The organism is Aequorivita antarctica (assembly GCF_007997155.1).
Classification (GTDB): domain Bacteria; phylum Bacteroidota; class Bacteroidia; order Flavobacteriales; family Flavobacteriaceae; genus Aequorivita; species Aequorivita antarctica.
On record NZ_VORT01000010.1, the window covers coordinates 42,252 to 63,182 of the forward strand.

The following is a 20,931-nucleotide window of genomic DNA, read 5'->3' on the forward strand; positions in this document are numbered from 1 at the left end:
AGTTTTAATTGGTTAATCACAAGGTATAGTAAGGGAGTTGATCCATGCTTCTAAAACAGGAAGAAACTCCTCATCTGCTAAGGTTCGCCCAACCATAGGCATTGCATATTCTTCTAATGTGGTAGATACTCTAAAAAATAGAATTGAATTTTCAGGTTCGCCAGGGGTAACGAGTTTTGCGCCATCATATCCAGGAACCTGAAGATCGGGATCCACACAAATACCTAATTTATCAGGATCATTGCTTTCCCTAAATGCCAAACGCAACGAGCGCGCTCCACAATGACCGCCATATACATGGCAATGGGCGCAATTCATATCAAAATAGGAACGTACCCTTACTTCTAAACTTTGTGAAATATCTTTCCAGCTTGGCACTGTTTCAATATTAGCGGGAATATCGTTTGAAAGGTATCCAATTTCTTCCCATTTTTGAAGTTGATTTGCCATACCATCCGCATACTCATAAACAGCATTTAAATTTTGGGGTTTTGGCCCAATGGGAAAAATGATATCGTTTGACTTATGGCAAATAAAGCATTCCAAATCTGAAGGAATTCTATAGTTAACCGATTTTGTTTCTCCGTTTTCCACCCAATCAATAGGAACATTAAAGCCATATCCTGTGGTATTTAGAACAGCTTCTTGTTGGGCTTCATTCCATATGTAATTTGCAAAAATCCAACCATCATCCTTTTTTATCAGCAATCGGGTTTCTATATTTTTTTTGGTGTTATTGGGCAAAACATTTTCATAATAGAAGGTTTTAATTAAAACACTCCCGGTAGGAAAATTTAAAATATCTCCATCAGACGTGTAGGTTGCTTTTACATTATAGGGCATCCAGACAAAACGTTTTTTGTGTGCGTAATCTGAAAACAAAGCGTTTATGGGTTCAAAGGGTAAAACGCCATATACGGGTGATAAATCGGCTAGGTTTCCTTCGTAGAAATTATAATCGGAAAGTTTTTCATACGGAACGGCAGTAATGTCAAAATTTACAGGAGAAAAAGGCAAAACAGTAATGGTAACCGTACCGGTGTCGCAACTTTGTCCCGAAGGGTCGCAAACAGTATACTGAAAAGTAACTTGGCCTACAAAAGTAACATCAGGGCTATATTGCACTGTATCGTCTAGAATATTTGCTGGGGTTCCATTGTTATTGACAACCACCGTTCCACTTTGTGGGGCCGTAAGTGTAATTTCACCATCTTGGGGAACATTGGAGTCATTGGCTAAAACAGCAATTTCCAAGGAGGAATTTTGAAAAACCTCTCCAGTATCTGGGTTGGCTACAATATTTAAAGGAACATAGCCAGAACCTTCATCGTCTTTACACGCTTGGAGCGCAAGTATTGAAAACAACAGAAGTGATATTCGGAAAGCAATGGATTTCATAATGATATTGGGGTAGTTTTATTATAAATAAGCGTTTAGGTTTTTTGCAAGTCAATAAATGTAAGAAAAACTTATTGTCTAAAACAATAGTTATTAGTATTTTAAAAAGCAAGAAGCTAAAATCAAGTCGTTAAAATATTTTTTTGAGCTGCACACCCACATTAAAAAGCACCGATTGTTTAGAAGTGTAGTTGCCCGTATGTTGGGCAGGGATTATTCCACAGTGCATAAATATGAAAAAAAAGAAAGCAGGTAATGCCGCCTGCTTTGGGAACTCTCCCTAGCCATAAAGCACAACTTTTTTGCAGACCTCGCCGCCCAGCTGCCGCCAGACTTTACCACCCACGCCCCAGACCCCGCACTATCTTTGCAGGAACGCATTGCCGCGCTGTAGGAGGAGAAGTTGTCGAAAACTAGGGTGGAAACGCTTATAGCTGTGGTGCTGAAGTAGTTGGGTTTTTTTATTTATATTTGGAGATACACAATATAACCCTATATGGGGGAATAAATGCAAATGTTGCATATATCTGCATGTTAGAGCAAATTTAAGAATGAAACCAGCTTATAGAATAATAACAATAATTCCAATACTTATAATTCTTGCTTATATCGTATTGGATTGGAGTAATACTAATGTCCGTAGTTTAAGTTTTGAAAAAGCTGGAACAGATTTTACTAAATCATTTAACTCAGAACGAATTAAAATGAATCTTCCCATAATTCCAGAGAACTGGACTAATTTATGTCCATTGCAATGTAAAATACAAACTTGGGAAAACCCTATTTTAACTTTACCTTCTCATTCCGAAAAAATTGTCATCGCAACATATGAAACAGCCGAATTTGAAAGTGAAGTTGATAAATATAATTTAAAGAAAATTGGAAAAAAATATTATCAGGTAGTAATTGAATTTTCAAAAATTAAAAATAAATGGTACTGTACTTTGAGAGAAACTTCGCCAAACCCAATTGAAGTAAATCGCACCTATTCTACTTCTACAGACGATGGAAAGATTATTGCGGAATTGACTCTTGAACAGGCAACAGATACGCTAAGAAAATACGGAATTAAAAGATTGAATTATTAAAAAACTTGCTCTAGCACAGTATATGAGCTATGGCTTGGTCAGTCCCCACTTGGAACCCCGAAGCGTCGGGGCTGCGGATTTTCCAAAGCCATTTTTTATTTACAGAGATTCGTGCCGAGACACGCCACATCTCATATACAAACCGTTGTGCGGCATACCTAATTACCATCAAACAATATGAAAACATCTTCATTATTATATATTTTTTCAGCATTAATAATGTCTATCTCCATTGCGTGCAATGAAAAACAACATAAGACCAAAGACATTCTTGTAGTAGTTGCCCATCCTGATGATGAAACTGGATTTGGGTCCGTATTGGCAAAATTTTCGCGAATTGGATATAATGTCCATTTGGTAATTGCTGTTGATGGCCGCTATAGTTCACAATCCGAAAACAAAAATCCAGACTCATTGGCCCTAGCCAATAAAAATCAAGCCATCTGTTCTTGTGAAAAACTTGGAATTTCAGAACCTATTTTTTATGATTTGATTAGCCTTGACAGAAAACACGGACCAAAAGATGGTGTTCGAGCTGCTGTTGAATCAGGCGTACAAATAAGAGAAAAACTAAAAGAAACTATTCTTCAGATTCAACCCGACCTAATTATCACTTATGGACCCGATGGAGAATATGGCCATCCTGAACACATCATTTTAGGTAGCATTGTTACAGAATTGCTGTTGAGAGAAAAATGGGTGGATAAATATCCGCTGTATTATTTTGGATGGACTAAAACTCTTGAACAAGGTAATGATGGATGGGTAAGGTATGCCGATGATCAATATTTTAACGTAATAGCTAACTACACAGACGAAGATGAACAAAAAGCAATGGAATCCTTGAATTGTTACGAGCGTATGCCAAAAAATGAACGAGAAGAAATTATTGAAAATGAAAAGAATAGAGAGAATGAACTGTATTTTAGAGAGTTTGCGGTAGCTAAAGGTCAAAAACAAGATTTTTTTAATAATGAATAACCTAAATAGTACAACCGCACAACAATGGCTATAAGTATTTGCTTGTTCTAGACTACTTACGAAAATTTCTGAAGCCAGTTCGCTGCGCTCGTATTTAATTGGTTTAGCTATGCTGAATCTTTGATTTGTATTTGCTAAATTAGTTGCTTTAACACGCAACAAAATCATACAAAAAAACGATTTTTCCAATTTGAAGAAACCGCAATGAAAAAACTATTACTTTTTTTACTTCTATACACTCCAAGTTTAATTTTCGCTCAAATTAGCGGCTATGAATCTCGGAGCATTCAAGGATTTGAGGTGTATGTGCAAGAAGATGCCTTAAACAATCATCCGCAAGAGACCAATGAGGCTATTGATCTATTAACAGCTAAGCTAACCGAGATTGTTGATTTTGGGTTAAAAGCAGCGATAGTAGAAGAATTGCGATTGGTAAAAATATTCATGGATTGGAATACCACAAATGGTTCCGCAGTCTATCATCCGTATTTACAATGGTTGATTGATAACGGGTACATTGTGGAAAAATGGAAATCCATTGAAATTTCAAATATCACTAATTTCATTAATTGGACTGAATTAAACCAACCCTTTATGGTTATGCACGAAATGGCACATGCATATCACCATAGGGTTTTGGGTTTTTCGTATGCGCCCATTACGCAAGCATACAACAATGCAATGCAAAATGGCCTGTATGACTCCGTTCTATATCATGCCGGGAATGGAGTTTACTACTATCGAGAGGCATACGCCGCTACCAATGAAAAAGAATACTTTGGGGAACTCACAGAGGCTTATTTGGGGGAGAATGATTTTTATCCGTTCATCCGTGAAGATCTGGAAGTGCATGACCCTATAGCTTATGATTTACTGGTAAGCATTTGGGAGTTTGAAGATATCATGGGGGTTGAAAATTATGACTACACAGATGTTGCTCTTTATCCCAATCCTACCAGTGGCATGCTTACCCTTAAATGGAATAAAACATGGAGGCCAAAAACAATAACAATTAGCACCCTAGATGGAAAGACTCTGATGAAGCAGGACACAAACACGGTGGGCGATACAAGGCTTAACATTTCTAATTTAGCTGAGGGAATTTACATCCTTGTTTTAGATAACCTAAAGACGTATAAAATAGTTAAATCGAAATAATTTAATATTGCTAGCAATACCGCAAGCACTACAAAAAAATCAGCCAATTTTTATCCTTGCGCTTTAAGTAACCTGGTGCCGTCCACCTTTACCACATAGACTCCACGCTGAACATGCAGGGGCGCATTGCCGCGCTAGAGGAGGAGAATAAGCTTTTGAAAACTAAGGTGGAAACGCTTAAGGCGGTGGTGCGGAAGTAGTTGGGTTTTTAGGTATATTTGAAATTAAACCGTAAAACATATAATGGGAATAAACACTATATATTGTTTATCCGCATGTTGCCCACAATATTGAAAAAACTATGGCAGAAATAATAAACGCAGAAAATAAACCTGAAAAGCAGGTCGAATATGCAACATTTTGGAGCAGAGCTGGAGCCTATATTCTCGATGGAATTATTGTTGGAGCATTTACTCTGATTATCAATGCTATCAACATTGCGAATTTTAAAAGTTTTCTGATTTATATTCCAATCGCTATAGTTGCAATTTTTTACAAACCTTTTATGGAAAGTAAATATGGAGCAACTTTTGGAAAAATGGCGCTCAAACTAAAAGTAACCGACCAAAACTTTAATCAAATTGATTTTAAACAATCATTATTGAGGAGTATCATTCTGATTTTTCCAGCAATACTTTTCGTTCCGATTTATTATTTTGCATTTAACAATCCAAATCTTGCGGAATATTCTCAAATATTTGAATTTGCTCAAGGTTTGGCAACTGAATATCCAATTCAAAGTTGGATAAGTAATTTGGGTTTTCTAATAATCGTGATTGATATAATTGTTTTGTTGACCGACCAAACCAAAACACAAAGGTCATTGCACGACCGAATTGGAAAAACTTACGTATTATTTTACAGAAAATAGTACCGAGAATACTATGGGCAACACCCTATATAAGCTATGGCTTGTTCAGTCCTCACTTAGAAAATCCGCAGGATTTTCCAAAGCCATTTTTTATTTGGAAAGGTTTGTGCCGGGTCATTACACAGCTGATATACATAAACGTTAGGCAAAATTAATACTCGAAATATTATGGACGACTTTAAAAGAAGAGAGTTTATTAAGTTAAGTGCTTTTGGTTTTGCTGCGGTTGCGTTACAGTTAAATTCAATTACTACGTTTGCACAAAAAGCAAATGGATATTTAGGCAAATGGGACCCAAACACCAAACTAAACTGGGATGCTTTTTTAGAACGACTAACAACGCTGTCAAAATCGCAACACCAATTGCCTTGGAATGAAATAGAATATACCCAACAAGTCAAAAATTTATTATTGCAATGCAATTTTCCTGAGTTTGAAAATGTAAAAAAAGAAATAGATGGGTATGTAGACAAGCATCCAAACAAGTTTGAATCTTCTAGTTTACACACTGAAATTGATTTTCAAGTATCATTGTTTCAATTTGAAAAAGGAGAATACATTTCGCATCACGACCATCCGGATATGACTGGAGTAATTAATGTAGTATCAGGAAATGCATTGCTAAAGAATTACACCATCGAAGAACAGCTAAACAACCCTAAGAAGCTATTTGAAAACGGTTTGGAAATGTATACCGATACGTACCTAATTAGAGAGATAGAAAATGAAATTGCCAAAGCTGGTGATGTAAGTATACTTACTTCGCACGAAGGAAATATACATTGCTTAATGCCCAATGAGTTTACCCAATTGGTTGACGTGTTTACCCCAGCCTATAAAGCAGATACCAATACAAAGTGGTATAAAGTAAACGAAGATGGTTATTATCAAAACCGAAAAGGCATTTATGAAGCAGAATATAAGGTGACAGAGTTTTCTAAAGTAATGACCATTTCTATAGACGCTTCAATTTTAAATCGATATGTGGGCACCTATGTATTCGCGAATAACTATATGTTAGTGATTACAAAAAAGAATGATAAGTTGTTTTTGCAACGAGGTCAGAACCAAGAGAACCTTAGCCCAAAATTCGAAATGTTGCCCTATGAAGAAAATAAGTTTTGGCTTGATAATAAAAAAGTCCGTTATGTTTTTAATACGAATCAGAAAACACAAACAATGACAGTATATTTTGGTGAAAGCAGTGAGATCGCTACGCAAATAAAATAAACGTTGCCTAACACCGGGCATAATTAATTGCTCTGGCAAGTTTTTGTTTATTAAATTAGTTTCTAAATCACGCAACTATCCATACACTAACACGTTTTGCTTCATTATACCTACGCTGAAGCTTCGGAATAGAAACTATGACCAACCGCTAAACCAATGATAAAATTCTTTAGAAAAATTAGGCAAAATCTTATTAAAGAAGGAAAAGTAGCTAACTATTTTAAGTATGCGATTGGAGAAATCGTATTAGTAATGATTGGTATATTACTCGCATTACAGGTAAATAATTGGAATGAGAAAAGAAAAACAAAAAATCTGGAAACTGATATTCTTAAAGAAATTAGAACAGGACTTAAAAGTGATTTAAATGATATTCAGGGAAACTTTAATACCCAAAAAGAATTATTAAAAAGTGAAAATATAATTATAAAATGGTTAGAGAGCGATTTAGTCTATAACGATTCTCTATCTCCACATTTTTCCAAAATTTATATCGGAACTTTTTTTTCACCTAATGATGTTGCTTATCAAACATTAAAACAGCTAGGAATGAGAACACTTTCCAATGATTCTCTTAGAAATCAAATTTCTAAATTATACGATATAACTTACCACCGTTATTTCACTATGGATGCTTTCTTTGATAAACAACTGGAATATATGTTCAACGATAATTCCAAGTTTTTTAATGAATGGGCATTTAAAGAAGCTAATATGAAACCCATTGATATTAAAGGATTAAAGGCTAGTAATGAATACTCATATCATTTAAAATCTGTAAGGAATCTTAACGAAGTATTATTACAAAATATATTTCCAAATACTATTTCAGAAATTTCAAAAACACTGAGTCTTATAGACAAAGAGTTAAAAGACAAATAACGAAAGCACAATAATGGCTAAAATTCATTTTGGCTTTGTGCAACACTTAAATAAAAGTATTAATCAATGGCTGATTTCTAAGGGGAATAATCCTGCGGATGATTCCACAACGAAATCATAGTCCAACCGTTAGCCTTCATTATAACCAACCACTAAACAATGATAAAATTCTTTAGAAAAATTCGCCAAGGATTACTGACTGAAAATAAATTCAGCAAATACCTGCTCTATGCAATTGGAGAAATTGTACTTGTGGTAATCGGAATTTTAATTGCACTACAAATCAATAATTGGAACGAAACACAAAAAAATAAACAACAAGAACTAATAATCCTTGAAAATATTCTTCAAGACTTAAAAAATGATAAAGTTGGGTTAAATGACATAATTGAGAGAAGAAAAAGTAAAGTTGCTTCTGCAGAAATTATGGCAAGTTATTACAACGGAGTAAAAATAAAGAAGCTGTCTGATTATTATTTCCATTGGACAAATGTACTCTATTGGGAAGCTCATAATCCAAGAAATATTGCATTTAAAGAATTAGTTAATTCGGGGAATGTATCAATAATTAAGAATGCAGATATTAGAAACTCACTTCTTGAAATTAATGCTTCATATGATGAATTATTCGATGTTAGGCAGCATATGTATGATGATTATACTCTTTATTTATATAGTCCTTATTCTGAAATAATAAATTATGAAGATGGAATTAAAGTTTGGTCTAATCCCAATATAGAAATAGAATTATCCAAAGAAGATGTTTTAGTTGCTTTGAAAAATAAGGCAATAAAAAATGGATTTACACTGGCATCCTTTAATAATAATTTACTAAAAGACCAACTGATTCAAATATTGAAAAATGTTGAATTAACGATTACATTAATTGAAAAAGAAATTAAAAAATAACGAAAGCACAACACCCTATATACGCTATGGCTTGGTCTGTGCGTACTTGGTAAATCCTCTTTCACAAACACACAACTTTCCTTGCCCCACCCAAAACCGCACCCAGCGGTTTTTTTAATGCTTAAGCTTGCAGTGCAGCCTGCTTTGGGAACTCTCCCTAGCCATAAAGCACAACTTTCTTGCAGACCTCGCAGCCCAGCTGCCACCCACATTTACCACCAACGCCCCAGACCCAACCTTGCCCTTGCAAGAGCGCATTGCTGTGCTGGAAGAGGAGAATAAGGTGTTGAAAACTAAGGTGGAAACGCTTATGGCAGTGGTGGGGAAGTAGTTGGGTTTTTATTTATATTTGGAAATTACGCCAAGAAAATAATTTTAAAACTTGGTTAGAGTTAACTATATAGAGTGTATAAGCCCATTAAATTTTGCGGTATAAACAAGTTGTGTGTAATATTTTACTGACCCATCAAATTATATGAATAATTCCTTCTTAAAAATAATCTTCGCTTCATTAAGTGGTTTCGCTGCTATTTTATCAGTAATAGCATTCTTTTCTGAAGAGAAGATTGAAATTAAATATTCAATACTTGCAGAAACAAATGTTTTAGATCTAAATGCAGATGTAAATAAGCTTGAGGTAATCTATGACAGTATAAACTTGAATAGAAATAATTTAAACCTAAAAATTTATTCCATCAAAATAGAAAACATCGGGAATAAGAGTCTTTCTCCAAATTTTTATGAAGTCTCAGATTCAATTGGCGTAAAACTAAAAGGTGGGAAGGTTATTGATCAACCAGAAATAGTACAAACTAGTAGTAATTATCTAGACGAAAAATTAAAGGTTGTACTAAATAAAAGTTCAGAACTTAAATTTTCACAAGTAATACTGGATCCAAAAGAGTTTTTTATAATTAAGATTTTAGTCCTTCATAAAAATAATGCTAAACTGCAAGTTATATCTACAGGAAAAATTGCAAGTCAAAAAGATATTCCGGTAATAACAGAATTAGATAAAGAAAAAAATAACTCATTTATAGGGCGAATATTTGAAGGATCAATTTTAATACAAATAATTAGATTCCTAATACCATTAATAGTTGTATCGGGTTTATTTTTATTTATAGGTTTAAAAAATGGAGCAAAACATGATAAAACGCACATAAATTGGAGGCACAACAATATAGATGAATTTTTAAAATCAGAATACTATAATGACGAATTTGATTATAACGATATATTTGAAAAATACCGAAGATATGGTACATATCCATTTCTCATGCTTGCAGCATTTTTAGAAGAAGAAGGTTTATTTAATTCTTTATTCAGGAATTTTAAAAAAGAAATTGACAACCCTCTACCTCAAATCATAATGAATAATACAACTCCTTTACAAAAAGTTTTTATTTCTGATGTAAACTGGTGGTTAATTGGTCAATTGATTAAAGATGGATCAATAATTGAATCGGACGGAAACTGGTATTTCGAGGAGAATTTCCGAAGAAAAATTTCTAGTTTTATTAACTTTTTAAACAAAAATAATAAATTAGAATTTATAGACGATTGGAACTAAAAAATATTCCACACAACATACCCTACGGGATGCTACTGCTCATAGCCTAACGTTGGCAGCAATTGAAAAAAAAACGAAAAGATGGACTTAAAAGATTTTATTAAACAGACACTAATACAAATAACCGACGGAGTAAAAGACGCACAAGAATACATAAAAGATTCTGGCGCTTATATTAATCCAGAAGGATTTCACGATGGTGAAAACCTTAAGTCCGGATATCGTGGAGAATATAGACATGTTCAGAAAGTGAAATTGAGCGTTGCTGTAAACGTTGTTGAAAATTCTGAATTAAAAGGCGGAGTTGGGATAATTTCAGTTTTTTCAGCTGGTGTATCTAGTAAAGTTTCTGATGTAAATACTATAACAAATCGAATTGAATTTGAAATACCGATTTCATTACCTGTAATGGATATAGAAAAATAAAAACAACAGTTGCCAACAAAGTATAAGAATTTATGGCTTTCATTTTCCCCCTGGCGCGCTTTTCCAAAGTGTACCCAGCATATCACAACCACTGTTAAGAACCAAAAAACTTCTCACGACTCACTTCTCACTACTCACTTCTATTTTAGTACTTTTGTAACCCAATGCAAAAGAATCCATGAACTTTAAAATAGCCTCAGATTTTAAACCTGCTGGAGACCAGCCCCAAGCCATAAAAGCCTTGGTGGAGGGCCTAGAAGCTGGTGAAAAATACCAAACCCTGCTGGGTGTTACAGGCTCCGGGAAAACCTTTACAGTGGGCAATGTGGTGCAGCAGGTGCAAAAACCAACCTTGGTTTTGGCGCACAACAAAACTCTGGCGGCACAGCTATACACAGAGTTTAAGAACCTCTTCCCAGAAAACGCGGTGGAGTATTTTGTTTCCTATTACGATTATTACCAACCCGAAGCGTTTATACCCAGCAGCGGCACCTATATAGAAAAAGATCTTTCCATAAACGAAGAGATTGAAAAAATGCGGCTTAGCACCACCTCGTCCTTGCTTTCGGGTAGGAGGGATGTGCTGGTGGTTTCCTCGGTTTCCTGCCTCTACGGTATCGGGAACCCAGCGGAATTTCAGAAAAACGTTATCAGTTTGGAAAAAGGGCAGACCATCTCCCGCACCAAATTGTTGCACCGTTTGGTGCAAAGTCTCTATTCCAGAACCGAAGCAGAATTCAACCACGGCCGTTTCCGCATAAAAGGAGATACCGTTGATGTTTTTCCAGGGTATGCAGATGACGCTTTCAGAATTCACTTCTTCGGCGATGAAATTGAAGAAATTGAAGTGTTTGACCCATTAAACAACAACATAAAAGCGAAGTATGACCGACTGAACATTTACCCAGCAAATATGTTCGTGACCTCGCCCGATATTTTGCAAGGCGCTATCCGAAGTATTCAGGATGATTTGGTTTTACAAATAGAATATTTCAAAGAAATCGGCAAACATTTGGAAGCAAAACGTTTGGAGGAACGCACCAATTTCGACCTCGAAATGATCCGCGAACTGGGCTATTGCAGTGGTATTGAAAACTATTCGCGCTATTTAGATCAACGGCTACCGGGCACGCGCCCGTTCTGTTTGTTAGATTTCTTTCCAAAGGATTACTTAATGATAGTGGATGAAAGCCACGTTTCCATTCCGCAAGTTGGCGCCATGTATGGCGGTGACCGTTCCCGTAAGGAAAATTTGGTGGACTACGGGTTTAGATTACCAGCCGCCATGGACAACCGTCCGTTAAAGTTTGATGAATTTGAAGCTATGCAAAATCAGGTAATCTACGTAAGCGCAACGCCCGCAGATTACGAACTTGAAAAAAGCGGAGGCGTGTATGTGGAGCAGATTATTCGTCCCACAGGTTTGCTGGATCCGCCAATTGAAGTGCGTCCCAGTTTAAACCAGATTGATGACTTATTAGAAGAAATCCAACTTCGTATAGAAAAAGACGAGCGCATTTTGGTAACCACGCTAACCAAACGAATGGCGGAGGAATTGACCAAGTATTTAATCCGCGTACAAATCAGAACCCGTTACATTCACAGCGATGTGGACACCTTGGAACGTGTGGAAATCATGCAGGATTTGCGGCTTGGATTGTTTGATGTTTTGGTAGGGGTAAACCTCCTTCGAGAAGGTTTAGATTTACCTGAAGTTTCCTTGGTTGCCATTCTGGATGCTGACAAAGAAGGGTTTTTGAGAAGCGAACGCTCGCTAACCCAAACCGTAGGTCGTGCTGCACGAAACTTGAACGGAAAAGCAATTATGTATGCTGATAAAATAACCAACAGTATGCAGAAAACGATTGATAGTACCAATTACAAAAGGGAAAAGCAGATTGCCTATAACCAAGAACACGGCATTACGCCAACACAAATCAAAAAGTCTTTTGATAACGCTTTGACAAAATCAAAACAAGCGGCATATTCCTTTGAAACGGCCGAAAGTCTTGCCGCAGAATCGGAAGTGCAATATTTGACCAAAGCACAGATAGAAAAGAAAATCCGCGACACCCGCAAAGCGATGGAAACAGCAGCCAAAGATTTAGATTTCATGATGGCCGCCAAGCTGCGGGATAAGATTAAGACTTTTCAGAAGCAGTTGGAAGAGGTTTGATATTTGAGAGAAAAGCGAAGAGCGAAAAGCGAAAAGGGAAAAGAGACAAGTGAAAAGCGAAAAGCTAAAAGAGACTAGAGAAAAGAGAAATGATTGATGAGCTAATGTTGAAACTTGAAAAATATACTAAAACCCTAAACTAATCCCTAATCCCTAATCCCTAATCCCTCATCGCTATTCGCTAATTCCTAACCCTAAATTTTACAATGTCTTTAACGTACCTTACTGTCCCTATTTTGTATTTTGCCTGCTATATGTTACCAGCGCAAACTGTCAATTTAGACAATAAGATTATTCCGGAGAGCCTCGAAAAAGAAGTCATTGATGCAATTTCTTTTTATCCCGAATTGTACGATACTGCAATTGAGTTTAAATTCAAGGAGCACATTAAAAAATCGACCATGCAGGCGCAGCCTCGGTTTGCAAGTTTTTTTAAAGCGAAGGAGAATCGGGAATACGTTATATTGATAAGCCGAAGCATTCAGATTGAAGGCGAAAAATTCACTATGGAGGATATTCCTTCGGACGTAAAAGTGGGTTGGGTTGGTCACGAACTTGGCCATATAATGGATTACCGCGAACGCACTAACTTTGGGATGCTAATTTTTGGCATGAAATATCTTTTCTCGTCCATGCATATTAAAGAAGTTGAGCGTGCAGCTGATACCTATGCAATTGCGCACGGAATGGGTGATTATATTTTAAAGACAAAAAATTTCATTTTAGAAAATGTAAATCTTTCAGAACAATACAAAGAGCGAATCCGCAGACTTTATATTTCGCCAGAAGAGGTGATGGAGCTTATCAATGAAAATAAAGTGGAAGAGGAGCCTGAGATTGTTGGGAAGGAGTAGTTTTTGTTTAATTGTTTAATTGTTTAGTTGTTGAGGTGTTGAGTTGTTGAGTTTGTGGAATCGTTGAGTTGGGGTTTGACCCTTCTACTCCCCTCAGGGTGAAAAAATTTGTTGACGAATCACTCTGAAAGTTTTACAGTGCTTTTAAAGCTTACTATTTGTTCACTTCGGATTTTACGAAATCTTCCCATTCGGTGAATTTTTCCTCGTCCATCACCTTTTCCATTTTTACCTGTCCGCCCTTCTTTTTATTCTTGGCGTTCCATTCGTGAAAAATTGTGGGATTTATCGTTGTTACTTTTACTCCTTTTAAGGCTTTGGAGCGAGCGACGGAATAATTTTTATTAGCTTCTTTTAATGCGTTATCAAGGGCGTTGGCTATTTCTTCAGATTTAATTTCAGTTTCCGTACCCAAATACCAATGATGATAAAATTCACCTTCAATCTTAACTGCCGCCAAGGTAAATTCTGGGATTTTAATATCAAACTGCTTCTCCATTTCCTGTAAAGCAACTTCCATTTTATTTACGGATAACTGTGAACCCACTACATTTAAAAAGAATTTGGTACGTCCCGTGATTTTAATTTCGGCTTTTTCAACATCAGTGAAAGCAATAGTATCGCCAATTAAATAACGCCAAGCACCAGAAACGGTACTGATTATTAAAACATAATCTACATCCGCTTCAACTTCAGCGAGGGTTAGGGCAGGAGCATCCTGTGATAGCGATCCGTCTTCCTTGATATATTCAGGTTTGAAGGGAACAAATTCAAAATAGATGCCATTGTCTGATACCAATTTCATGGAAGTGGTACCGGGCCTGTTCTGAAACGCCAAAAATCCTTCCGAGGCCAAATAAGTATCGATTATAATAATAGGTTTGGCCAACAGTTGATTAAAACTCTTTTCGTAAGGTTGAAAGGCGACACCACCCGTAGTGTAAACTTTTAGATTGGGCCAGATTTCGTGAATGTTCTTTGCGTTGTGATATTCAATCACTTTCTTCATCATCAATTCCATCCATGAGGGAATGCCGCTGAGGGCGCCAATATCCCATTCTTTCGCCCGTTTACAAATAGTTGCAACCTTTTCGTCCCAGTCATCCATTTGTGCAATTTCTTCGCCGGGTTTGTAATAACCACGAAACCAAAAAGGAATGTTGCTAGCGCTGATTCCACTTATTTCACCTTCCAGAAATTGATCTTGTACCTCTAAATCTGTGCTGCTGCCTAGCATCATTATTTCCTTTTCATAAAAATCTGAAGGGATTTCAAAATTTGTTAAGGCGCCTACCTGCTTAATTCCAGTAGTGCGAATGGCTTCAATCATTTCATCTGTTACTGGAATTTTTTTAGAGGTTTTCCCGGTTGTTCCACTGCTTCGAGCAAAATATTTAGGAGACCCTGGCCAACTGATGTCTTTCAAACCTTCTTGGGTTTTGCACCACCATTCTGTTTCCATTTTGTGGTAATCAAAATAGGGCACCTTTTCAGCAAACGATTTCTGAATATTTTCAGATTCAAGAATTTTTCCGAAACCGTAATATTTTCCAAAAGCCGTATCCTTGGCTTTTTCGAGGAGATTTTTTAAAACTTCTTTTTGTGAAGCCACTGGAGATTTTTCTGAAACTATTGCGCCGCGAAGGTCAATTGCCGTTTTTATAATTGAACCGAGTAGTGCCATTCTATTTTTTTGTTTAAGCTACAATTTTTCAGAAAACTTAAAAGAGGAATTAAATCAATTTTAACCTTTTCCGTTTGCGCTTCAATAATGGTATCTTTGCAAAAAAAGGAGATGAACCACCCAGATTCCGTACGATTAAACAAAGCCATAAGCGATAGTGGCTATTGTTCCCGCCGTGAGGCCGATACTTTAATTGAAAAAGGCCGCGTAACCGTTAATGGCGAAAAAAGTGGACTCGGCGACCGTGTAATGCCCGGCGATGTTGTGATGGTTGATGGTAAACTCATTACAGAAAACACTACCGAAGTATTTATAATGTTGAATAAGCCTGTGGGAATTACGTGCACTACAGATACGCGCTTTGATGACAATGTGGTAGATTTTGTAAACCATCCCGAGCGTATTTTCCCCGTGGGAAGATTGGACAAGCCCAGTGAAGGCGTGCTTTTATTGACCAATGTAGGCGATATAGTAAACAAAATACTTCGTGCTGGCAACAAACATGAAAAAGAATACATTGTAAAAGTAGATAGACACGTAACAGATGAGTTTATAAAAAGAATGGGTTCCGGTATTCCTATTTTGGAAACGGTAACAAAACGCTGCAAGGTGGAACGTTTTAGTAGATTTGAATTCAGAATTATCTTGGTACAGGGTTTAAATAGACAGATTCGAAGAATGTGTGAATATTTGGGCTATGAAGTTGTGGCTTTACAACGAATCCGGATAATGAATCTGGAATTGGGCGATTTGCCAGTAGGGCAGTGGCGGGATCTTACTGCGGAAGAACTGAAAACGCTAAAAGATTCTGTGAAGGATAGCGATGGGCAGCCGAAGGCTTATGGAAAAGATGAAAGAAAAGAGAATATAGAAGAAAGAGGAAAGAACCAAGAGTCAAGAGTCAAGAGCCAGGATAAAAGACAAAAAACTGAAAACATTAAGCCTGAAGTAAAAAGGCGGGAGGAGCGCAAATTACAAAGGGAACAAAAAAATACAGAGGGAAGAAGGAGAAGGGGGCCGAATTAGGACCAAGAAAAAACCGCGCACCGATTGAGTAGCACGCGGTCATTTTCAACTAACTAACCAAATTAAATTTCAATTATGAAATCTCAACCATTTTCTTCAATGCTTTCTTTTCTTCCATTTTCGGAAGGGTAACCCGAAGGATCCCGTTTTCGTAATTGGCCTGAATATCTTCCGTTTTAATGTATTCAGGAAGTTTGAAAGAACGCTCAAAACTTTTGTAGTTAAACTCCCTTCTTCTATAGTGGGAATCGCCAGTTTCTTCTTTCTTTACTTCTGCCTTTTTTGAAGCGATTTTCAATGTATCTTCCTCAACCTCAATGGTGAAATCTTCTTTCTGCAATCCAGGTGCAGCTAATTCGACTACAAAACTCGGTAAATTTTCAATAATATTTACTGTAGGAATGCTAAATGTTTCATAATTGTGATTAAACACATCTAGCTTGTTGTCAAAAAGGAAGTTATCCAATAGTCCTGGTAACCAAATACTGTTTTTATTAACTGTTTTCATATTGATATATTGTTTTATTTTTAACTAATTTCATATCATAATAACCAATAACGATTCCATTGTTAAAAACAAGACATTTTGACTGTTTTCGAGTAATTACATATGTCTTTTTGTCTTATAAATTAAATTTATGAAACATTTTTTAATACGCTTCGCTACGTTTTTTAGAACAGTAAAGAGTAAGATTGCCTTTTATCCAACACTTATAGCCATCGCTGGATTCTTTCTTGCTTTGGGGATGATAATTTTGGAGCAACAAGGTATCTCCAGAAAAATAATCGATGTTTTCCCGATGTTGATGGTTGAAGATGGAGATACGGCGCTCAATGTTCTCAGTACGTGCATTGGAGGTCTGATTTCAATGATGGTTTTTAGTTTTTCAATGGTGATGCTTTTGTTGAGTCAGGCTTCCAGTAACTTTTCACCCCGTTTATTGCCAGGGTTAATTTCTAACAAAAGGCACCAAATTATTTTAGGTATTTTTTTGGCGACAATCGTTTATAACATATTTACACTCTTTTCTGTAAATACCAGCGAAGAGAAATACACGCTACCAGGTTTTTCAATACTTCTCGGTGTTTTATTTACAATTGTTTGTCTTTCTGCCTTCATATTTTTTATACATAATATTTCCCAGAGCATTCAGATCAATAATATAATGGATGGAATTTATGACCAGGCTATGGATCGATTAAATGAAATTATTGATTCTGAAGAAAATGCTACTAAAATGCTCGTTGCCCATTTTCCTAATACTTCGGAATGGCAAAGTTATACATCTTCTAAAAATGGTTATTTTCAAAATATTTCTATCAAAAACATCACTGAAATCTGTAAAAAGAATGATGTCCGTATTTATATAACGATACCGAAAGGCTTGTTTGTATTGAAGAATAATTCGGTTTTAAAAACGAGCAAGGTATTGGATGAAAAAATTGTAGATGAAATATTTTCTAATATGAATTTTGCACGCGGCGAATATATCCGCGATAATTATACGCTAGCTTTTAAGCAGATTACAGAAATTGCCGTAAAGGCAATGTCGCCAGGAATAAATGATCCTGGAACCGCCATTAACGCAATTGATTATTTAACGGAACTCTTTGCACTACGGATGAAAAAGAACAACTCAGGAGTTCTTATAGCAGATAATAAGGCTTATATAAAAATGGCTATTATTCAGTTTGAGGAATTGCTTTATAATGTTATGGCGTCTTTGCGCACCTATTGCAAACACGACCCAATAGTAGTTCAAAAACTGATCTGGATGCTGAAGTATCTTCAGGATCAACCCGCTGCCGACGAAACTTATACAACAGCCATAAAAGAAGAATTAAAAGTATTAATTGATAATATGAATTTTGATTCTGAAAAAGACAAACGTGTTTTAAGAAGATTGGCCGAGATGGAAAAAGATTCATAAAAAAAGCCTTCCGGGTTTATTTGGAAGGCTTTTTAATATTTTTACTCAAGAATAATTAAGCAAGCACTGCTTTCACTTTATCAGCAGCCTCTTGAAATTCAATTGCGCTTTGTACGTCCAAACCGCTGTTGTCAATCATTTGCTTTGCAAGGTCAGCATTTGTTCCTTGTAAACGCACAATGATAGGCACGTTGATGGTTCCCATGTTTTTATAAGCGTCAATTATTCCTTGTGCAACACGGTCACAACGAACAATTCCGCCGAATATGTTTACCAAAATTGCTTTTACGTTTGGATCTTTTAAGATCAATTTGAAAGCAGCTTCAACGCGTTCAGCATTTGCAGTTCCGCCTACGTCAAGAAAATTTGCTGGCTCTCCACCAGCTTGTTTAATAAGGTCCATTGTCGCCATTGCAAGTCCGGCGCCGTTTACCATACAACCAACGTTTCCGTCAAGATCTACATAGTTAAGCCCTTTTTCTTGTGCTTCAACTTCCACAGCATTTTCTTCACGTATGTCGCGCATTGCCAAATAATCTTTGTGACGGAATAGGGCATTGTCGTCAATGCTCACTTTTGCGTCAACCGCGATAATTCTATCGTCGCTTGTTTTTAAAACTGGGTTTATTTCGAATAGGGAAGAATCAGACTCGTTGTATGCGGTATAAAGCGCAGTTACAAATTTCGTCATTTCCTTAAAAGCCTTTCCGCTCAAGCCAAGATTAAAAGCAATCCTTCTTGCTTGAAATCCTAAAATGCCAACGGCTGGGTCAATTTCTTCGGTGAAAATTAAATCTGGGGTTTCCTCAGCAACGGTTTCAATATCCATCCCACCTTCGGTAGAATACATAATCATATTTCTTCCTGTGGAGCGGTTTAAAAGTACGCTTATATAATACTCTTCAGGTTCGCTATCGCCTGGATAGTAAACGTCTTCTGCAACCAAAACTTGGTGAACTCTTTTGCCTTCTGCTGAAGTCTGTGGCGTAATAAGATCCATCCCAATGATTTTTCCAGCAATATCCTCAACTTCCTGTAAATTCTTTGCAAGTTTTACACCACCTCCTTTACCACGGCCACCGGCGTGAACTTGGGCCTTAATAACGTGCCAGCCTGTTCCGGTTGTTTCAGTGAGTTTTTTTGCAGCTTCCACCGCCTCTTTTGGAGTGGTTGCCACAATACCGCGCTGTATTTCAACGCCAAAACTGTTCAATATTTCTTTTCCCTGATATTCGTGTAAATTCATAGTAGCGATTTTGTACTTGTTTATGGATTGCAAAAATAACAAATGTAACAGGAATGCACTAATGTTTTTTTAAAGCATTCTATATCTGAAAATTCAGGTATTTGCTAAAAATGAAAAATTAAGTATTTATTAATGAAGTATTTCGGCTTACATCCCTATTTTTGCGGCTTAATTTTTTAAAATTTATTGTTAAGACCATGAAAAATCAAGACCTTTTGGCGATTGCCAAAGAATTCGGAAGCCCTGTTTATGTTTATGATGCCGCTAAAATTGAAAAGCAGTATAAACGTTTAACTAGTGCTTTTGATAAGGTGGAGAAGTTGAGAATAAATTATGCGGTGAAAGCACTTTCAAATATTTCAGTGCTTAAATTGCTCATCAATATGGGCAGTGGGTTGGATACGGTTTCAATACAAGAGGTGATGCTCAGTCTGGAAGCTGGCGCAAAACCCGAAGACATTATCTACACTCCCAACGGAATTTCTTTGGAAGAGATAGAAAAGGCTGCAAAACTTGGTGTACAGATTAATATTGACAACCTTTCCATTTTGGAACAATTTGGAACCAAGCATCCCAAAACTCCTGTCTGCATTCGTATAAATCCGCACGTAATGGCGGGCGGAAATGCAAATATTTCTGTGGGACATATTGATAGTAAGTTCGGGATTTCAATTCACCAAATGCCTTTGCTGAAAAGGATTGTTGAAAATACCGGCATGAACATCAACGGAATCCATATGCATACGGGCAGCGATATTCTTGATATTGATGTATTTCTTTATGCTTCAGAAATACTTTTCAACGCAGCGGAAAATTTCGACAATCTTGAATTTATTGACTTCGGAAGCGGTTTCAAAGTACCTTATAAAGAAGGCGACATTGAAACCAATGTTGAAGAACTCGGTAAAAAACTGAGCAAACGTTTTAATGATTTCTGCAAAAAATATGGTAAAAAGCTAACCTTGGCTTTTGAACCAGGTAAGTTTTTGGTAAGTGAAGCCGGCCAATTTTTAGTAAAAGTGAATGTAATAAAACAAACCACTTCTACTGTTTTTGCGCAAGTGGATAGTGGTTTTAACCATTTGATTCGCCCAATGCTTTACGGTTCCCAGCATGAAATTTCAAATGTTTCCCGCCCACACGGAAGGGACCGTTTTTATACCGTAACGGGCTATATCTGTGAAACCGACACTTTTGCCAACAACCGCCGTATTCCCGAAATACACGAAGGTGATATTTTATCATTCCACAATGCTGGTGCATATTGCTTTACTATGGCGAGCAATTATAATTCACGTTACCGTCCTGCAGAAGTACTTTGGTATAAGGGTAAGGCACATTTAATTCGGAAAAGAGAAACTTTTGAGGATATTCTGAAAAACCAAATTTCGGTGGAATTGTAATTTTTCTGAAATTTTTACATTGTGATCTTACTTTTTCAATAAAAATCCTAGATTTGTTTAGATTCAATTAGAAAATTTTAAACAAAACTATAAGG

General features: G+C 36.4%; 19 protein-coding genes. 14 read left to right on the forward strand and 5 right to left on the reverse strand.

Features of this window, described 5'->3' with window-relative positions:
* Positions 1-12: 12 nt before the first annotated feature.
* Positions 13-1,398 (reverse strand): Ig-like domain-containing protein, encoded by a 1,386-nt coding sequence (locus ESU54_RS13530; RefSeq protein ID WP_160113295.1) that lies wholly within the window; start codon positions 1,396-1,398, stop codon positions 13-15.
* 551 nt (positions 1,399-1,949) lie between these two features.
* Between ESU54_RS13530 and ESU54_RS13535 the strand changes: the two genes are divergently transcribed.
* Positions 1,950-2,486, forward strand: coding sequence for a hypothetical protein (locus tag ESU54_RS13535; protein WP_111845243.1), 537 nt, complete (start codon positions 1,950-1,952; stop codon positions 2,484-2,486).
* A 10-nt stretch (positions 2,487-2,496) separates the two neighbouring features.
* Here ESU54_RS13535 and ESU54_RS13540 read toward each other — a convergent pair whose 3' ends face one another.
* Entirely contained in the window at positions 2,497-2,679 is a 183-nt protein-coding gene (locus tag ESU54_RS13540) for a hypothetical protein (protein WP_146744020.1), read from the reverse strand.
* Here ESU54_RS13540 and ESU54_RS13545 point away from each other — a divergent pair.
* From ESU54_RS13545 to ESU54_RS13590, 10 genes are all read left to right on the forward strand, one after another.
* Entirely contained in the window at positions 2,664-3,467 is an 804-nt protein-coding gene (locus ESU54_RS13545) for a PIG-L deacetylase family protein (protein ID WP_111845242.1), read from the forward strand. The genes ESU54_RS13540 and ESU54_RS13545 overlap by 16 nt on opposite strands.
* 204 nt (positions 3,468-3,671) lie before the next feature.
* Positions 3,672-4,625: a T9SS type A sorting domain-containing protein gene (locus tag ESU54_RS13550; protein WP_111845241.1), complete on the forward strand. Its 954-nt coding sequence runs from the start codon at positions 3,672-3,674 to the stop codon at positions 4,623-4,625.
* Positions 4,626-4,926: 301 nt separating this feature from the next.
* The gene (locus tag ESU54_RS13555; protein WP_111845240.1) at positions 4,927-5,496 is read left to right on the forward strand and encodes an RDD family protein; all 570 of its coding nucleotides are present in this window, start codon (positions 4,927-4,929) and stop codon (positions 5,494-5,496) included.
* Positions 5,497-5,664: 168 nt separating this feature from the next.
* The gene (locus tag ESU54_RS13560; protein ID WP_111845239.1) at positions 5,665-6,726 is read left to right on the forward strand and encodes a DUF3471 domain-containing protein; all 1,062 of its coding nucleotides are present in this window, start codon (positions 5,665-5,667) and stop codon (positions 6,724-6,726) included.
* Positions 6,727-6,882: 156 nt separating this feature from the next.
* The gene (locus ESU54_RS13565; protein WP_111845238.1) at positions 6,883-7,608 is read left to right on the forward strand and encodes a DUF6090 family protein; all 726 of its coding nucleotides are present in this window, start codon (positions 6,883-6,885) and stop codon (positions 7,606-7,608) included.
* A 159-nt stretch (positions 7,609-7,767) separates the two neighbouring features.
* On the forward strand, positions 7,768-8,517 hold the full coding sequence (locus ESU54_RS13570) for a DUF6090 family protein (protein WP_111845237.1): 750 nt from the start codon (positions 7,768-7,770) through the stop codon (positions 8,515-8,517).
* Between the two features lie 475 nt (positions 8,518-8,992).
* Positions 8,993-10,090, forward strand: a complete 1,098-nt coding sequence (locus tag ESU54_RS13575) for a hypothetical protein (RefSeq protein WP_111845235.1) — start codon at positions 8,993-8,995, stop codon at positions 10,088-10,090.
* An 81-nt stretch (positions 10,091-10,171) separates the two neighbouring features.
* Positions 10,172-10,516 (forward strand): hypothetical protein, encoded by a 345-nt coding sequence (locus ESU54_RS13580; RefSeq protein ID WP_146848137.1) that lies wholly within the window; start codon positions 10,172-10,174, stop codon positions 10,514-10,516.
* Positions 10,517-10,694: 178 nt separating this feature from the next.
* Entirely contained in the window at positions 10,695-12,692 is a 1,998-nt protein-coding gene (gene uvrB / locus ESU54_RS13585; RefSeq protein ID WP_111845233.1) for an excinuclease ABC subunit UvrB, read from the forward strand.
* A gap of 206 nt (positions 12,693-12,898) precedes the next feature.
* On the forward strand, positions 12,899-13,546 hold the full coding sequence (locus ESU54_RS13590) for a hypothetical protein (protein WP_111845232.1): 648 nt from the start codon (positions 12,899-12,901) through the stop codon (positions 13,544-13,546).
* A gap of 154 nt (positions 13,547-13,700) precedes the next feature.
* On the opposite strand, the gene ESU54_RS13595 is transcribed toward ESU54_RS13590, so the two are convergent.
* Positions 13,701-15,230 (reverse strand): GH3 family domain-containing protein, encoded by a 1,530-nt coding sequence (locus tag ESU54_RS13595; RefSeq protein ID WP_111845231.1) that lies wholly within the window; start codon positions 15,228-15,230, stop codon positions 13,701-13,703.
* Positions 15,231-15,341: 111 nt separating this feature from the next.
* On the opposite strand from ESU54_RS13595, the gene rluF reads away from it, so the two are divergent.
* Positions 15,342-16,256 carry a 23S rRNA pseudouridine(2604) synthase RluF gene (gene rluF / locus ESU54_RS13600; RefSeq protein ID WP_111845278.1) on the forward strand — a complete coding sequence of 305 codons (915 nt, stop codon included), beginning with the start codon at positions 15,342-15,344 and terminating at the stop codon, positions 16,254-16,256.
* A gap of 73 nt (positions 16,257-16,329) precedes the next feature.
* Here the strand turns inward: rluF and ESU54_RS13605 are convergent, their stop codons facing one another.
* Positions 16,330-16,764, reverse strand: coding sequence for an Hsp20/alpha crystallin family protein (locus ESU54_RS13605; protein ID WP_111845230.1), 435 nt, complete (start codon positions 16,762-16,764; stop codon positions 16,330-16,332).
* 130 nt (positions 16,765-16,894) lie between these two features.
* On the opposite strand from ESU54_RS13605, the gene ESU54_RS13610 reads away from it, so the two are divergent.
* Entirely contained in the window at positions 16,895-18,187 is a 1,293-nt protein-coding gene (locus ESU54_RS13610; RefSeq protein WP_111845229.1) for a DUF2254 domain-containing protein, read from the forward strand.
* Between the two features lie 55 nt (positions 18,188-18,242).
* Here ESU54_RS13610 and sucC read toward each other — a convergent pair whose 3' ends face one another.
* Entirely contained in the window at positions 18,243-19,433 is a 1,191-nt protein-coding gene (sucC, locus tag ESU54_RS13615; RefSeq protein ID WP_111845228.1) for an ADP-forming succinate--CoA ligase subunit beta, read from the reverse strand.
* A gap of 197 nt (positions 19,434-19,630) precedes the next feature.
* Here sucC and lysA point away from each other — a divergent pair, with 197 nt between their 5' ends.
* A complete protein-coding gene (lysA, locus tag ESU54_RS13620) occupies positions 19,631-20,836 on the forward strand; it encodes a diaminopimelate decarboxylase (protein WP_111845227.1) in 1,206 nt (401 codons plus the stop codon).
* The last annotated feature ends 95 nt before the right edge of the window (positions 20,837-20,931 follow it).

Bases quoted from the DNA above. Each gene is read 5' to 3' on its own strand.
- ESU54_RS13530 (WP_160113295.1), bottom strand. From the start codon at position 1,398: ATGAAATCCATTGCTTTCCGAATATCACTTCTGTTGTTTTCAATACTT.
- ESU54_RS13535 (WP_111845243.1), top strand. From the start codon at position 1,950: ATGAAACCAGCTTATAGAATAATAACAATAATTCCAATACTTATAATT.
- ESU54_RS13545 (WP_111845242.1), top strand. From the start codon at position 2,664: ATGAAAACATCTTCATTATTATATATTTTTTCAGCATTAATAATGTCT.
- ESU54_RS13540 (WP_146744020.1), bottom strand. From the start codon at position 2,679: ATGAAGATGTTTTCATATTGTTTGATGGTAATTAGGTATGCCGCACAA.
- ESU54_RS13550 (WP_111845241.1), top strand. From the start codon at position 3,672: ATGAAAAAACTATTACTTTTTTTACTTCTATACACTCCAAGTTTAATT.
- ESU54_RS13555 (WP_111845240.1), top strand. From the start codon at position 4,927: ATGGCAGAAATAATAAACGCAGAAAATAAACCTGAAAAGCAGGTCGAA.
- ESU54_RS13560 (WP_111845239.1), top strand. From the start codon at position 5,665: ATGGACGACTTTAAAAGAAGAGAGTTTATTAAGTTAAGTGCTTTTGGT.
- ESU54_RS13565 (WP_111845238.1), top strand. From the start codon at position 6,883: ATGATAAAATTCTTTAGAAAAATTAGGCAAAATCTTATTAAAGAAGGA.
- ESU54_RS13570 (WP_111845237.1), top strand. From the start codon at position 7,768: ATGATAAAATTCTTTAGAAAAATTCGCCAAGGATTACTGACTGAAAAT.
- ESU54_RS13575 (WP_111845235.1), top strand. From the start codon at position 8,993: ATGAATAATTCCTTCTTAAAAATAATCTTCGCTTCATTAAGTGGTTTC.
- ESU54_RS13580 (WP_146848137.1), top strand. From the start codon at position 10,172: ATGGACTTAAAAGATTTTATTAAACAGACACTAATACAAATAACCGAC.
- uvrB (WP_111845233.1), top strand. From the start codon at position 10,695: ATGAACTTTAAAATAGCCTCAGATTTTAAACCTGCTGGAGACCAGCCC.
- ESU54_RS13590 (WP_111845232.1), top strand. From the start codon at position 12,899: ATGTCTTTAACGTACCTTACTGTCCCTATTTTGTATTTTGCCTGCTAT.
- ESU54_RS13595 (WP_111845231.1), bottom strand. From the start codon at position 15,230: ATGGCACTACTCGGTTCAATTATAAAAACGGCAATTGACCTTCGCGGC.
- rluF (WP_111845278.1), top strand. From the start codon at position 15,342: ATGAACCACCCAGATTCCGTACGATTAAACAAAGCCATAAGCGATAGT.
- ESU54_RS13605 (WP_111845230.1), bottom strand. From the start codon at position 16,764: ATGAAAACAGTTAATAAAAACAGTATTTGGTTACCAGGACTATTGGAT.
- ESU54_RS13610 (WP_111845229.1), top strand. From the start codon at position 16,895: ATGAAACATTTTTTAATACGCTTCGCTACGTTTTTTAGAACAGTAAAG.
- sucC (WP_111845228.1), bottom strand. From the start codon at position 19,433: ATGAATTTACACGAATATCAGGGAAAAGAAATATTGAACAGTTTTGGC.
- lysA (WP_111845227.1), top strand. From the start codon at position 19,631: ATGAAAAATCAAGACCTTTTGGCGATTGCCAAAGAATTCGGAAGCCCT.